Below are 16,400 nucleotides of genomic sequence, written 5' to 3' on the forward strand. Positions count from 1 at the left end.
AATTCTAGCAGCGGCTGTTGTGTGAACGAAGTTGCATTTCTTTCGATGCTTATTACCAATTCAAATAAGAGTGTGTGCAACGGTCGTTAATCAAAGGATTTAGTATGAAAGTCAATACAAAGAATAAGTTTTCACAACAGCGGCGTTATCAGCAATGGGGCAGTGTGCTTGCCGGTGCCGCCATATCGATGGGTGCCGTTTCGGGTGTGGCTGTGGCTGAAGAAAGCAGCATCCGCCCAGCCGCTGATGAACAGGCGACGCTGCCCTCTGTCACCGTGACAGCAACGCGGCGTGAAGCTTCATTGCGTTCGGTGCCGATCGCCATATCGGTGCTGAATGGTGATCTGCTGGAACAGGCAAATCGCAATAGCATAGACAGCATTGTTGCTGAATTGCCCAGCGTGAATTTTCGTCAGCAGGGTGGCAACAAGGATTCGACCATCTTTGTCCGTGGAATAGGCACTATTTCGACATCGCCAGGTGTAGAGCCTACGGTATCCACCGTGGTGGATGGCGTGGTGTTTGCCCGTCCGGGTCAGGCCACGCTGGACTTGCTGGATATTGATCGCATCGAAGTATTGCGTGGTCCGCAAGGCACCCTGTTCGGCAAGAATGCATCTTCCGGCGTGCTGAATATTATCAGCCGCAAGCCAGGCAAAGAAACCACAGGCTTTGTCGATGCATCTTATTTTGAAGGCAATGAGAAACGTCTGCGTGCCGGTATTTCTGGCACCCTATCACCAGAGCTGCTGAGTGCTTCCTTCACTGCGCTGGATAGTTCTTACGATGGCAACATCGATAACGTCAGCACGAAAAAGAAGGTGAATGGCTATGACCGTCAAGGCGCGCGTGCAAAGTTTCTGCTGACACCCAATAAAGATCTGGATGTCAGTGTCATTGCAGATTATCTGCGTTCCACCAGTTCGCCGACTTATGCGGTACTGCAATCCAGCAATGCCGCCTTGCTACAAGCCATCGCACCAGTGCAACCCGGCTTGAACAATCGCTCGGTAGTCTATGATCTGCCAAATGCCATCACTGATTTTAACAAGGGTTTGTCAGCGCAGGTGGACTGGCGCAACCAGGGCTATACCTGGACATCCATTACCGCTGCAAGACAATGGGATAACGAACAACGCACTACCACATCGGCCATCGGCAATAGTGCGGATGTAACGCGTATCAATGCATCCTTCCCGGCAACGCGTGATATCGGCACCTTGCACTTCCGTCAGTTTTCACAAGAACTGCGTGTCGCATCGCCGAAAGATACGGCCTTTGAATATGTTGCCGGTGCCTATTACCTGCATGGAAAAGATGAAGAAACTTACCAGCGCATCGTTACCACTGCACCAGGTGTCATCAACTATGGCTATGCACCGTATAGCGTGAAGAGTGACAGTTATTCGCTGTTTGGTGAAGGCAATTACAAATTCAGCCCGCAATGGAAGGTCCTGACGGGTTTGCGCTGGACCCGTGATGAGCTGGCCTATGCACATGCACGTATTTCTACCCAGACTGTGGCCTTCCCTGGCGTACAACCGGCAACGGCGAATGCCGGTTCCACCACAGAAAGTGCGTTTTCTGGTCGCGTCGGTCTGCAGTTTGATATCAGCAACGACATCAGCAGTTATGCCACACTGTCTCGCGGCTACAAGGGGCCTGCATACAATGTGTTTTTCAATATGCTGAATCGTGACACGCTGGCATTGAAACCCGAATTGTCAGATTCTTTTGAGATCGGCCTCAAGGCCTTGCTGCTGGACCGCAAGCTGAGCATCAACCTGGCTGCCTTCCAAACCAACTACTCGAATTATCAGGCCAACTTCTATGACACCGTGGCTGGTGCCGTGGTAACCCGTTTGATCAATGCCGGTGACGTGTCTACCCGTGGGCTTGAACTGGAACTGGAAGCCAGGCCGATATCCCGTCTGAACCTGAGTGCTTCGCTGGCCTATGTGGATGCACGCATAGACCAGTTCAACTGCCCGGTGGCAGCGGCAGCATCCTGCTCTTTGAATGGCCAGACATTACCGTTTTCACCGAAGTGGAAGTCCTTTGCCCGCGCCAGCTATGTGGTACCACTGAGCAATGGCTTGCAGGTGGATCTGGCGACCGATTTCAGCTGGCAAAGCAAGGTGCAGTATGACCTGTTCCAGTCTGCCACCACGATACAGGGCAGCGTTGGTTTGTGGAATGCCAGTGTGGCACTGGCTGCACCAGAAAATGGCTGGCGTCTGGCCTTGATCGCAAAGAACCTGGGTGACAAATCGTATGCGACCAACCTGGTGAACGGAACCAATACGGTGACACGTGCGGTACCACGCGATGACCAGCGCTATTTCGGTGTCAACTTCAGAAAGGATTTCTGAAGCCATGGCAACACGTCAATTGAAACTGGGCGCATTCCTGCTGCATAACGGTCATCATGTGGCTGCCTGGCGGCACCCGCAGGCCGATAGTGGTCGTGACCCATTTGCGCTATATAAAAAATTGGCACAGACGGCAGAGCGCGCCTGTTTTGATACGGTCTTCTTTGCCGACAGTGTTGCCCTGACCAGCGGCGTCGGTGGTCTGGAGCCCTTGACACTACTGTCAGCACTGGCGGCAGTGACCGAGCATATCGGCCTGATCGGCACTGCCACCACTACCTATAACGAGCCCTACCACGTCGCCCGTAAATTTGCCTCGCTGGACCGCATCTCGGGCGGGCGTGCCGGCTGGAATCTGGTGACATCCGACAACGCCAGTGAGGCCGCAAATTTTGGCCGCAGCGACCATGTCGCCCATGGCGAACGCTACGCCAGGGCCAGGGAATTTCATCAGGTGGTGCAAGGTCTGTGGAATAGTTGGGAAGACGATGCCATTTTGAATGACAAGGAAAAAGGCATACAGTTCGATGTAGATAAACTGCATGCCTTGAACCACAAGGGCGATCATTTTTCTGTTGCCGGGCCTTTGAATGTCAGCCGCAGTCCGCAAGGACAACCGGTGGTGGTGCAGGCTGGCGGTTCGGAAGCAGGCAAGAATCTGGCGGCACAAACGGCGGATGTTGTGTTTACCGCACACCCCAACCTGGCATCTGCCCAGACTTTTTACCGCGACCTGAAAAGCTGGGTGGTACATGCCGGGAGGCCTGCCGACAGTCTGAAGATCATGCCCGGCCTGTTCCCTGTGGTGGGAAGAACACAGGAAGAAGCGCAAGAGAAATTCCAGCTATTGCAAGACCTGGTTGTCCCGAAAGATGGGTTGGCGCTGCTGGGCCGTATGATAGGCAATTTTGATTTGTCGGCTTATCCGCTGGATGAACCCTTGCCAGAATTACCCCTGACCGACAATGGCCAGCAAAGCCGGCAAAAATTGCTGACCCAACTGGCGCAGGGGGAAAACCTGAGCATACGTGAGCTGTATCTGCGCATCGCCGGTGGCCGTGGTCACTTTACGCTGATAGGCACGCCAGAATTGATCGCCGACCAGATACAGTTGTGGTTTGAAAACGAAGCAGCGGACGGTTTCAATGTCATGCCACCGTATCTGCCAGGCGGGCTGGAAGATTTTGCCGAACTGGTGGTGCCGGAATTGCAAAAGCGAGGCCTGTTCCGGCGCAGTTATGAAGGCAGGACCTTGCGTGACAATCTGGGACTGGCCTTACCAAAAAAATAGTTTTCGCTGTTTTTTTCTGAGGTATGCTGGCCACCGTGGCGGCATACCTCTTGATCTTGCCTGTTGATTTTGCGACTCTTGATGAAATACTTCATGATGATGATAAAACTGCGTACCTTGATTGCCACCTGTATTTTGCTTGCCCCCTGCTGGGTGAGCGCGCAGGATAACCGCATAGACCAGATACGGCCCGATGCCCCCGAACTGGCTGCCTATGGTCAGCACAGGGTGGGCGTCACCAGTCTGAACCTGCTGAACCCCAGGCAGGTCGATATTCTCAATAGCAAGCCTGGTGGCGAAACGGCGTATTACGACCGCCCGCTGACGGTGGAAATCTGGTATCCCGCCACGTTGAAACCGCAGCAGGCACCAGGTGGCAAGTACCAGACCTATCTGCGCGACGGCAAGACAGAAATCAGCCTCAGCGGCCAGGCAGTGCGCGACGCAGCACCAGACAAACAGCATGGCCCATACCCGTTGCTGATCGTGTCGCATGGTTATCCGGGTAATCGTTACCTGCTGAGTCATCTGACAGAAAACCTGGCCAGTAAAGGCTATGTGGTGGTCGCGATCGACCATACCGACAGTAATTACCATGATCTCAAGGCGTTTTCCAGCACCTTGCTGAACCGTTCGCTGGACCAGCTGTTTGTCCTGAATCAGATGGCAGCCCTGAACAAGGCGGATACCAGCGGCAGGTTCAACGGCCTGGTCAATGCAGACAATACTGGTCTGATCGGTTATTCCATGGGCGGCTATGGCGTGGTGAATACCATCGGTGGTGGTTTGACAGCGGCCAGTGTGGATGGGGCTTTTGTACCCAACCGTGCGCTGGCTGTCCGGCAAGCTGGCAATGCGGCCTATCTGGCATCGCAGGACAAGCGCATCAAGGCAGCCGTTGCATTTGCACCCTGGGGCTGGAATGCAGGCCTGTGGGATGCCGCAGGTTTGTCTGCCATCCGTACCCCTGTCTTCTTTGTAGCGGGCAGCGTTGATGACATATCCGGTTATGCACCCGGTGTGCGCAATATCTATGAAAATAGTGTCAATGCCCGGCGTTATCTGCTGACCTTTGAGAATGCCAACCACAATGCCGGTGCCCCCATACCTGCTCCGAAGGAAGCCTGGCTGCCTGTACCCAGTCTGAAGAAAATTCCGGCAGAAACCTATATTGATGCCGTCTGGGATAACAACAGGATGAACAATATTGCGCAGCACTTTGTCACTGCCTTCCTGGCAAGATACCTGAAAAACGATAACAGCATGGATGCCTACCTGGATCTGACAGAGAATGCGCGGGATGGGAAATGGAGTGTGGATGCAAATGGCCTGCCCAAACCAGACCATACTTACTGGAAGGGTTTTCCTGCCCGCACAGCCGCAGGCCTGAAACTGGAAAAGAAATTGCCTGTAGCAGAAAGCCCTTAAGCCCAGCCCTGCCCAGCCTCTCTTATCCCCTTCCATCCCCTGACAACACGGCAATATTTGCCGTGTTGCTGCTGTAGGCTTTAGTGCAATACGCCCTCATAGCTACAGTAATCTACAGTATTATTCCAATCAAAGTTTTGCGCATATGCGGCTGAAACCTGTGATCATGGTCATTGCGCTGGTCCTTAAACTTATAATCGTAAGCCGTCTATAGGACAGGTTCATGGCAGTTGGTTAAAAGATGCACTGCTGCCGGATAAAAAATCAAGGAGATCACCTATGCTGAAGATCAGCCGTCCGTTGGTATGTACGTTGGTATTCACGCTGGCACTGGCGTCCAGTCATCTGGCAATTGCCGATACATCGACAGCGATGCTTGCCTCTGCACCTGCTCAGCTACCCATATCCATAGAAGCGATAGACAGGGTCTGGTCAGGGCATACGGTGCCGTTTGCCATGGCCACCAGTAAAGACCATCTGTATCTGGCTTACTATGACGCCAACCGTCAACTGACGGTGGCGCAGCGGCCATTGAATGCGCCCAGCCACTGGGTCTATCACAAGCTTGATACCTGGCTGGGCTGGGATAGCCATAACCTGATCGCGATGACACTGGATGCTTCTGGTGCAGTGCATATTGCCGCCAATATGCATGTAGACCCGTTGACCATGTTCCGTTCGGACGCCACGGGCGATGTACGCACCTTGCAGCGAGTGCCAAAAATGCTGGATGCAGCGCGAGAAAAGGCGATGACTTATCCGGTGTTCCTGAAAAATCATCAGGGACAACTGATTTTCAAATACCGCGATGGCAGCAGTGGTCGTGGCAATGAAATTTATAACATCTATGACGAGAAATCACAAAGCTGGAAAGCCCTGACAAATAGCCCGCTGACCGATGGAGAAGGGCAGCGCAATGCCTATTTCATGGGACCGACCAGGGGGAAGGACGGTTATTTCCATGTTGCCTGGGTATGGCGTGAATCACCAAGTGCCGAAACCAATCATGACCTGTCGTACGCAAAAAGCCCCGACCTTGTACATTGGGAACGTGCTGATGGCAGCCCCCTGACATTGCCGATACGCCTGAAGCAGGCCGAGATTGTGGACCCCGTGCCTGTAAGCGGTGGCATGATCAATAACAATACAGTGTTGGGGTTTGATGAAGAAGGGCGCGCCATCATCACTTACCATAAATATGATGCCGCAGGGAATACGCAAATCTGGCTGGCGCGACATGAAAAGGCTGGCTGGAAATTAAAACAGATCAGCGCCTGGACCAATTATCGCTGGGACTTTAAAGGCAATGGCTCGCTGAATTCTGAAATCTTTGTCGAAGGCGCACGCCCAGGCAAGCCAGGGCAACTGCTGGTGGCCGTGACACGTCTTGGGCAAAGACTGGAATTCAGTGTCGATTCCAGAACCTTGGAAACTGTCTCAGAAAACAAGGTGGCGGGTGTCGCAGAGATGTTCGGCACCTATTTCAAACCTGGGCCGGACATGCAGATCAATGCCACTGAAACAAGCGACGCCAACGGCAGGGTATACCGTCTGGCATGGACAGCGCAGGTACCGCATCGCGATTTGCCGCTGACGGAAATCGTACCAGCAACGGACTTGAAACTGTTTGTTTTTAACCCAGGAAAATCCTGAGGAAATCGGAGTTGAAAGTCTGGGCATTTGCTTGTTGCAGACAAATGCCCAGCTCGTTCTTCAATGCGGTATTTGAGTAGTCGTGCTTATTTTTTCGGCTCTGCAATAATATTTCCTTCCAGTCCGGCCTTCTTGCCGGGCTCGGCTTCCACCAGTACCGTCAGTTGCGCTGGCCCTTCGCCAGCGGGCAGGTCAACACTGAGATCACCCGTACCCAGCGAGATTTTTGATCCCAGTAATTTCCCGTTCAGCCAGATTTCTGCCTTGCCGTTGATACGTGAAAACAACAGACGTGTCTTGCCGCTGCCCAGCCTCTTGTCCTGGGTAAAATCGCTGCGGAACAGATGGAAGTGATTTGCTTTGTTTTCACTCTCTTTGGTGCCACTTTCCAGCAGAGGTGGCTGGCCCCAGTTCCAGGTATTCATATCATTGTCTGCCAGCATCTGGTTGGGGTCGGGTCGTGTTGCATAAGGGGGCGAGATGCGCCAGTTTTGCAGGTACAGCACGGGTGCATCACTCACCGGGACAAAGGGCAGGCCCGCCGTTTTTTGTACCGGTATTCGCACGCTGGCTGCTTGCAAGCCGGGTGCTGTAGCGGTGATCAATAGCTCACCATTGCTGTCAAAGCGACTTTGCAAGATCAGTTGCGCCAGGCCATTAAACAGTCTGCGTGTCTTGCCTTTTTCATCTTCATGGGAATTGGGGTCACCATTACCATGACCTATGGATTGACCCGCACCGGAGATATCGAAGCTGACCTCGCTATTGTCTATCGGCACGGCACGGCCTTGTGCATCCAGCGCACGTACAGTAACTGGCATGGCGTCACGCCCATCGCCTGCGAGTGATGCGCGGTCTGGCAGCAGCTCCAGCCTGACGGCCTTGCCGGTGGTTTCTACGCTGGTGCGTATTATTTCCTTGCCGCCTTTGTAGCCCAGTGCCTCCAGCTTGCCGGGTTCATAAGTGACCTTGAAGGTATTCATGCGATACGGGTCAACCTGTTGCTCGCCCAGTTCGTGGCCATTCAGCAAGAGCTTGATACGTTCCACATTGGCCATCACCATGACGCGGATTTCCTTGCCCTCCTGGCCTTGCCAGTTCCAGTGCGGGGCGATATGGATCAGCGGGCGATCCTTGATCCATTGCACCTGATGCATGTAGTAGGCTGTTTTGGGGAAACCGTTCAAATCCATGATGCCGAATACCGAACTGACCGATGGCCATTCATTTGGCGTCGGTTCGCCACGGTAATCAAATCCGGTCCAGACAAATCCACCGGCGACATACGGGCGGCTGTCTATGGCTTGCCAGGCATCGCGGTGGCTATTACCCCATTTGGCAAAGTCATCGTCATAACTGGCAATCAGGTTCCTGCTTTTATCTGTAGTGAATTCACCGCGTGTCATGAAGGCCGAGGTATCTTCCGCGCTGGTGAAGGGTTTGTTGGGATTGGCCTTGTGATAGCGGTCATAATCCGGTACCTGGTAATTGGCTCCCAGCACATCGACTGCATGCGATACATTCAGTGCAGTAAAAAAGCCACCATTCATCGCGGCTGTTACCGGACGGGTATCGTCCAGGGCTTTGACGGCAGCCGTCATGCGCCTTGCCATTTCATAGCCTATTTCGGTACCTTGCACTGGTTCTTCATTGAATACTGACCACAGGATCACGCCGGGATGATGGCGGTCACGCCGTACCATCCATTCCAGTTGCTTCATATAATCTGGCGAAGGATTGAAATTGCGATTTTCATCCATGACCAGAAAACCCATGCGGTCTATCATGTCCAGCACTTCGGGGGCTGGTGCATTGTGGGAAAAACGTATCGCATTGACACCCAGTTCCTTCAGGCGTCGCAGGCGGTATTCCCAGATGGAATCCGGCACGGCCACACCGACCCCGGCATGATCCTGATGCAGGCAAACGCCTTGCAGCTTGACATGCTGGTTATTGAGAAAGAAGCCTTGCTGGGCATCAAAACGTATGCTGCGAAAGCCCGTTTTAAGATGCACTTCATCAATTACCTTACTGTCTTGCAGCACCACGGTTTTAACGCTGTACAGTGCAGGCTTGTCCAGGGTCCAGCGTTCTGGCTGTTTGATTGTCACAGGCAAACTGGCGATGGTCTGCCTCAGCAAGGGAACGCGGACTGTTTGTGTCTTGCTGGCGACGACTTTATTGTCCGGGCTGAAGACGGTGACTTCGACCCTGACGTCGGCGGCTTGCTTGCCGCTGTTATCCAGTGTCACTTCTACCGGGATTTGCCATTGTTTGTCATTCAGTTGCCTGGGTGTCGCATGTACACCGTCGGTGATGATGTGGACAGGATTTGATTTCAGTAACCATGCATGGCGATAGATGCCTGCACCTTCATACCACCAGCCTTCCATCTGCTCGGCATCGACACGGATGGCGATGGTATTGCTGGCATCGCCATAACGCAGATAGGGTGTGATATCGATATTGCTGGCATTGTAGCCAGACCAGTTGCGGTGCACGATATTGCCGTTCACCCAGATGCTGGCATGGGTGGCAATGCCGTCAAACTGCAATTCAAAATAACGGCCACGTTCACTTTCATCTACCCGCAGATAACGGCGATACCAGGAAATACCACGTGGGCGATAACCTTGCGAGATATTCGCCTTGGGGTCAAATGGTCCTTCCACCGCCCAGTCATGTGGCAGATCCAGTTTGCGCCAGTCACTGTCATTGTAGCGGGTACCCGCTGCCCCCTGGGCATTACCTGCCTTGGCATTGCCATAGGTCGCGCCATGTCCCTTGATGTCCGGCATGGGGATATCACCCAGATGAAATAACCAGCCCCGGTCCAGCGACAAACGCTCACGCCCAGTTTCAGCAAGGGCCAAAGATGAAAACAGGGATGAACAAAGGACCAGAATGCTGATGGCATAAAGTTTCCATCCCTGCCTGACTGATGTGGTGATTGATGTCATATTTTTTATAATGATTCTTATCCGTTGAAGCGGAATGATGATGAGCGGATTGATGATGGACAGGTGAGGCGCAAGATATTCTATGAGAGTATGCGCGGGCTTGAAGCTGCGTGCGGAAACAATCAAGAAATTGACTGCTGGCTGTGGAAACAGGAAAAATCTCCGGCATGACCGGAGATTTCTGCATAGCTTTCCCTCGTCAGGCTTACAGCATGTCCAAAGCATCAAAAGCAAATGCCGGACTCAGGTAAGTGGTGCCGCTGGAACCGGATACCACACTGATAGTCATGGTATTGGTGCCAGTCACAAAAGCACTGGCGGGAACACTGAAGCTGTACATGGTGTTGTTACCCCGGTAGCTGCCTGTCGTCAGGCTGCGTGAATTAGGCTGGGTGGATGCGCCCTGTGCCGTTGCTGTCCATGCGTTGATCTTGATATTCGGCCGTCCACCAGCGTAGGCTCCTGTTATACCTATCCTGACGGTATGATTTGCCACCTGGGCAGCGCTGAGGTTGAAGGTGACGGTAGTCGGGCTGTTCAGGTCTTTCCATTGCGCAGCCGGAAAGCTATTGGTTGCCGCACCGATGTTGTAGGTGACAGGCCCCCAACTGGCGTTACGTACGTCGGAAGGATGACGCACATTAAATGTCTGACCGTTTTTCAACTCTCTTGGTGTGCCGTCCCAGTCACCGATGCGCCATACCGCCGTATCTGCCGAAGGATCGCCCTGTATGGTGCGGGTATTCAGGGTGGTAGTGCCGCCAGCGCTGACAGCTACTGTTTCTGTATACACAGCCAATTCGCCCTTGTAGACAGACATGGTGTAGGTGCCGGGTTTCATGCCCGACCGGACAAAGTTGCCGTTAGTCGTGCTGGCCGCTGTCCAGTATTGTGCGGTGGCATTCGCAAAGCCTACGGTGTACGCATAATTGCCATCCATGCCTGCCAGTCCGTTGCCGACCACTTTGCCGCGTCCGCTGGCGTCGATCCAACCAGACAGGTTATAACTGCCCATCCAGCTCATGTCGGGTATGGCTGGTGTCGCCCCGGTCGTGAACATGACAGCATAGGGGCCGTGGAAACCCATGCGGTCGGCTTCTGTCTGGTTGTGGCCAGAGTTCATGTAATTGTAGACTTCGGTATCGCCACCGGTCTGGTTTTGAATGTCGCGATAGAACGGGCCGCCGGAGCTGCTCTCACGATTGCCGTAGACCATGAAGATGCCAATATTTGACCCCGTCACACCCCGTATAGACAGGTCAATGGCACGCTGATTGCCATAATATTTCGAACGGGTTTCACCGTTCGCCAGTCCAAAGATATCGGTACTTTCTATGGCGCCGGTGTTGTCAGCAATTCTTGATTCCGTTGGTACATTGGTCAGCACCGTGGAATTCAGGCGGGTGATCCAGCGTAATTCACCTACGCTGGGTTCGGCGGTGACATACGTTCCCATGTAGATATTGTTTTCATTCGCACGCACCAGCAGATAGTGGATCAGGGTAGACGTAGTCAGCGTGATTTTTGCCACCGAACCCGATACCGAGTAAGACACCGTGGCACCCAGGCCAGATGCAATATGCGAGCCCTTGGTCTGCGACTGTAATTCCGGGCCGTCATTGTATTTGATGGACGTGATGTTGCCGCCGTTTTCATCCACTTTAAATACCAGACCCGCACCGCTGGTTACGGTCAAAAAACCGCCACTATCGGTAACCCCAAAAGCTGCAGGCGGCGGGCTGCCACCGGCACTTATTTTTCCTGCCAGGCTATTGCCGGCGTTTGCACTATCCTGTGAACCGCCGCCGCATGCGCTGGTCAGCATCGTTACCGCAAGGCTGACCAGAATGGTCCGCCAGTTGAATACACTCATGCTATCTCCTTGATATTGTTGTGAGAGGCCGCTGTAAATAGAAACTGACTTGATACTGACTCGATGCTGCTCTGACAGACACGTCATGTGATGCATAGTAATGACACAGTAATGAAGTAGCTGATGGAACGATGCACCATTCTGTTTTCTTATAGCGGCTTGTGGGCTCAGGCGTTATGTATCGCCACTGACATCATAGATACCACTTTTTTTCATTCCATATCATTTGTATAAGTATGATCAAATAATCATTTTCCTGCTTGATTCAGGAAGGCATCAATTTTGATTGAAAATTGCTGGATTTCAGAGGGGAAAATACCAAAAATGGACAGCGATACCGATGATGGGCGTCGAGTTGACGCTGGTCGTTGATGGCGCTAGCATTTATCCGTTGCCCATTGTTCAAATACCAGTCGCAGTTTGCTAGTGCGATGGGCGATGTGTGCTTTCCTCTGCACCACAGTTTTGACAGGTTTGGTTTGCACGCTGCAAACCTATGATTTGCAAATACCTGAGTGTTGTTCACAGTCCACCAATTCCCTTTTTTCGGGATAGGCATGACGGCGATGTGATCAGGCATCTGCTTCATTGACAGCACAATTCTTCATGCTCCAAAGACGGAGCATATGGCCTTTCCCTATGCAGATAGACGGGAAGAGGGCGGATTTTTTTCATCACTTTTACTTCAAGAAGACGGATGTGATTTCCCGTTTTTTTGTTATCGCTCAGCTATTTGATTGCTATATGAAAACAACATACGTCCAGCGAGAAAATCTATATAAATGAATTTTTTAAATCAAATAAGATCATCTTAAGCACTCAATATCGGGCGCAAAAAAATGCAATGACCAACAAATTGCATACTTAGAATAATCCAGGAGATAGCATGAAAACCGTATACAAGAAGGGTATAGGGCAAGACTTGTCGCGTACGTCGGACGCGACCGGAGTTGCTGCAAATGAGGTAGCAACTGAGTCCGTAAATAAGGTAGCAAATAAAGTAGCAAGAGAGGCCGCAACTGAAGGTCTGAAACTGAAACGTCTGAGCTATGCCATCGCACTTGCCATGACTTCCATGATGGCCAATGATCTCGCCTTAGCGCAAGACAGCAAGCCGGCAACTACTCAGGGCAGCAAGGCAGCAGAACCTGCGACACCAGCGGCACCAGCGGCACCAGCGGCACCAGCTGCGCCAGCCAAGCCAGGCGAAAAATCCACAGACAATGAAGTATCCACCATTGTGGTGGTGGGTACACGTGCATCACAACAATCGGCCATCGATAGAAAGAAACATGCGACTACCGCACTGGATTCCATCGTTGCCGAAGATGTGGGTGCTTTCCCGGACAGGAATATAGGCGAGGCCATTTCCCGCATCTCAGGCATCTCGCTGGATCGTGGTGATTTTGGTGAAGGCGTCAGTGTGACCGTGCGTGGTAACGGGCCGGACCTGACCCGCGTGGAAATTGATGGACAGGCCGTGCAATCTGCCGGTGGTTCAGACATGAATGGCGGTGGCTTTGGCCGTGCGGTCGAGTTTCGCCAATTATCGTCCGACTTGATCAAGAGCGTGGACGTGGTCAAGGGATCGACTGCCGACATGACCGAAGGTGCTTTGGGCGGCGGTATCATCATCACCACACGTACCGGCCTGGATTTCAAGAAACCCTATGCGTCCCTGCGTCTGGCCACGACGCAAAATTCCATTAACAAGGAATGGACGCCAGACATGAATCTGGTACTGGCCAATAAATATCTGGACGGTCGCCTGGGCGTCTTGCTGAATGTGTCTGCCTCCAGAATCACCAATGATGGCCATTCATCACAGATATCCACGACTGGCATCGCAGGTTATGCGCGTTCCCTGGATTTTGATAATTCGCCTAACAAGACTTTCGCGTTTAACCCCAGCACCGTATCGACTACTGACCTGGCCGCAACCACGCCTATCGTGGCATCGCCATTGACTGCTGGTGGGGTCTTCAATTCAGAAACACCAATGAGCCTGGTCAACAAGTCTGCTGCGGCCAAGACCAAGGCGGACTGTTATGCGGCTTTCCCTGCGCTGACCAGTGCACAGTCTGCAGCGGTTAATGGAACCACCGCCAGAAACGCGGCCATTACGCAACGTACGTCCGAGCTGGAAACCTGTCTGAACCAGTGGAATGACTACACCCCATCACTGGTGCGTTTCATCGAAAAACGTCAGAAAGAAGAACGTAAGTCCTTTGACCTGCGCTTCGATTTCAAGGTCGACAATAATCTGTCTTTGTATGTCAAGGGCAGTGGTAACAGCCGCAAGGTAGAAGACAATTTCCTGACTTATGGTCTTGGCGGCTTGAACATCAATACAGCCAGCGTATTGTCACCGACCTATCAGGGCGTCAGTTTTGTCGATTCGGCGACGGGTGTCCGTACTGCCGTGCCGGGTTCTGGCTACTACGTGTATGACAATATCAGTGGCCGTACCGGTTTGCCAGCGGCAGCGGGTGCTGTAGCCAATGTCATCCCTGGCTCTGTTGTTGTGGATGCCAACCATCACGTGACAAAATTCACGATCACGGATGGATCTGCCAGTACTGATCAGATACAAAACACCATGGAAACCAAGTCTACTTACCTGCAGGGTGGTGGACTGTATAAAAACGACCGGTTCAAGGCAGAGTTTTTTATTGCCGATGCCAGATCAGATTTTTCTCGTGCAGACAAACGCACCAGCTGGACTACGCCTTATGGCGAAGCAACGCTGAGTGTTTTGCCTAACGGTCTCTGGACATATGCTTTCCCGGCGACATCGACTTTTAATCAGGCCAATCCTGCACAGTATTCCAATCTGAATGCGGCGACCTCGGCACGTGCAGCAGTGGCCGCGACGATCAATAATCCTACCATACCAGCGTACACGATTGCACAGCAGCCTTTGCTGACGCAGGCACCACAAATATCGTATTCTCCAAAACTGATAGAAACCGGCGAGAAAACCGCCAAGCTGGATCTGACCTATAACACCACCGACAAATTGCCGTGGCTGACACAGATCAAGACAGGTTTCAACCTGCGCGACAGCAATGCATCCAGCTGGGGTGGCGGTGGCGCGACGATTCAATCGGCAATCGGTACATTTGGTACAGCCGGTTATGTGCCACCGGTTGTCTTGCCTACCAATAATCTGCGCGGCAGTTTTGTCGGCTGCGAAAATACACCAGGCTCCCTGGGTGCAGGCGGTGCGCCATGTAATTACGGTTATGTTCCAAATACCAATTTGTCGAACACCCAGTATGGAACAACAACACTGACCCAGGCCCAGTTTCTGGATGTAATTACGCAATCCATGATACCGGCATCTTCGCAGTTTATGGCTGGTCTGCCAGATCGCCCTGCCAACCTGATCAATGGCTGGCGGCAGATTGATGTTGCCAAGGCTTTCGACTTGCTTGGTGTACCTAACATGAACTTCAATTGCATGAAGTCCTGCAAGGCCAGCGACGGCAAGGTGTACGCTCAGCCAGTGAGCCAGAACAGTGAAAAGACCAAATCAGGTTATTTCATGCTGGACTTTGAAAAGGATGAACTGCCTTTCGGCATGGAATTTGCAGCCAATTTTGGTGTACGTTATGTGAACACTGAAATTCATGCAACTGGCCAAATGTTCTTTACATCGATTACCAAGACAGCTTCATTTGACCCGGCTAATCCAACGGTTGCCACCGGTGTACAGAGCAGTACCCTGATGAAGAATACTTCACTCGACAGTAACACGACGGATATCCTGCCGATTTCCAATCTGTCGCTGTGGGTTATTCCGAATAAATTTGTGGTTCGGTACAATCATGCCAAAACAGTGGCACGTCCACCTATCGCCCGCCTGTTGCCAACAGGTACATGTACCTATGATGAACGTCGCGTAGGCAGCTTCGATCCTGACGGATCAGGTGCAGATATGGGTTGTACCGGCACTATTGGTAACCCGAACCTGAAGGCACAATCAAACATCAATCAGAACCTGAGTGCAGAATGGTATCCGAACAAGGATACGATGCTGAGTATCGGCGCCTTCAAGCAAACCGGCAAGATCGGTCCTGCGATTGCTGTTGGTAAATCGAACGTTGCCCTGTTCTCGGGTACCAGCGATATCGATCCTGTCACCGGCAAGAAACTGTCTGATTTTGAGTTTGGTTATTCCACCTGGGAAAATGGTCCGGCAACGACACGCAAGGGGATAGAGATAGGCGGCAAGCTGGCCTTTACTTTCCTGCCATGGTACTTCAAGTACACCGGTGTCGATTTCAACTATTCCAAATTGAAATCCTCTGATTCGATTTCCGTACGTGAACTGATCAGTGGTGATTCTCTGCCACCAACCCTGGAATCCAGCTACACCACCAATCTGTCCCTGTGGTATGACGATGGTGCTTTGAGTGCGCGTATTGCCTACCAGGCACGGGCCAATTACTTCACCTGTATCGCAGGTTGCGGTAATAATATTGCATCGACTTATACTTACCCGAACGATGGCGGTGGTTTCTACCGCACACCGTATAACCCGGGTGCACCAAACTTCAAGGATGCGACTGCATTTATTGATGCCAAGATCGGCTATCGCTTCAAGAATGGTCTGGAATTGTTTGCAGAAGCCCGTAATCTGGGTCTGGCAACCACGACCAGCAGCCAGGCGCAATATGCTTCCTTTGCCAACGGTATCCCAAGTCTGAATGACTATGCATATGCTGGTCGCAGGATCATGGTGGGTATCAATATGAGAAACTAAACCAGTACTGGTGTCGACAATGCAGGCTGGCTGTGTGTATGAAATCAGCCAGCCT

At 52.3% G+C, this 16,400-nt stretch carries 7 protein-coding genes; 5 read left to right on the forward strand and 2 right to left on the reverse strand.

Translation table 11 applies throughout. The features are described 5' to 3' along the window. The first annotated feature begins 104 nt into the window (after nt 1-104). From ACO0LK_RS17575 to ACO0LK_RS17590, 4 genes are all read left to right on the forward strand, one after another. Entirely contained in the window at nt 105-2,372 is a 2,268-nt protein-coding gene (locus tag ACO0LK_RS17575; protein WP_422977264.1) for a TonB-dependent receptor, read from the forward strand. A 4-nt stretch (nt 2,373-2,376) separates the two neighbouring features. Further along, nucleotides 2,377-3,663: an LLM class flavin-dependent oxidoreductase gene (locus ACO0LK_RS17580; RefSeq protein ID WP_422977266.1), complete on the forward strand. Its 1,287-nt coding sequence runs from the start codon at nt 2,377-2,379 to the stop codon at nt 3,661-3,663. Between the two features lie 93 nt (nt 3,664-3,756). Further along, nucleotides 3,757-5,091: an alpha/beta hydrolase family protein gene (locus ACO0LK_RS17585; RefSeq protein ID WP_422977268.1), complete on the forward strand. Its 1,335-nt coding sequence runs from the start codon at nt 3,757-3,759 to the stop codon at nt 5,089-5,091. A 279-nt stretch (nt 5,092-5,370) separates the two neighbouring features. Beyond that, entirely contained in the window at nt 5,371-6,744 is a 1,374-nt protein-coding gene (locus tag ACO0LK_RS17590) for a BNR repeat-containing protein (protein WP_422977270.1), read from the forward strand. Between the two features lie 86 nt (nt 6,745-6,830). On the opposite strand, the gene galA is transcribed toward ACO0LK_RS17590, so the two are convergent. Both galA and ACO0LK_RS17600 read right to left on the reverse strand, forming a co-directional pair. Beyond that, nucleotides 6,831-9,704: a beta-galactosidase GalA gene (gene galA, locus ACO0LK_RS17595; protein WP_422977272.1), complete on the reverse strand. Its 2,874-nt coding sequence runs from the start codon at nt 9,702-9,704 to the stop codon at nt 6,831-6,833. Nucleotides 9,705-9,909: 205 nt separating this feature from the next. Beyond that, nucleotides 9,910-11,577 carry a rhamnogalacturonan lyase B N-terminal domain-containing protein gene (locus ACO0LK_RS17600; protein WP_422977274.1) on the reverse strand — a complete coding sequence of 556 codons (1,668 nt, stop codon included), beginning with the start codon at nt 11,575-11,577 and terminating at the stop codon, nt 9,910-9,912. Nucleotides 11,578-12,463: 886 nt separating this feature from the next. On the opposite strand from ACO0LK_RS17600, the gene ACO0LK_RS17605 reads away from it, so the two are divergent. Further along, on the forward strand, nt 12,464-16,345 hold the full coding sequence (locus ACO0LK_RS17605; RefSeq protein ID WP_422977276.1) for a TonB-dependent receptor: 3,882 nt from the start codon (nt 12,464-12,466) through the stop codon (nt 16,343-16,345). The last annotated feature ends 55 nt before the right edge of the window (nt 16,346-16,400 follow it).

This window comes from Undibacterium sp. Ji49W, from assembly GCF_049340205.1.
Lineage (GTDB): Bacteria > Pseudomonadota > Gammaproteobacteria > Burkholderiales > Burkholderiaceae_D > Undibacterium.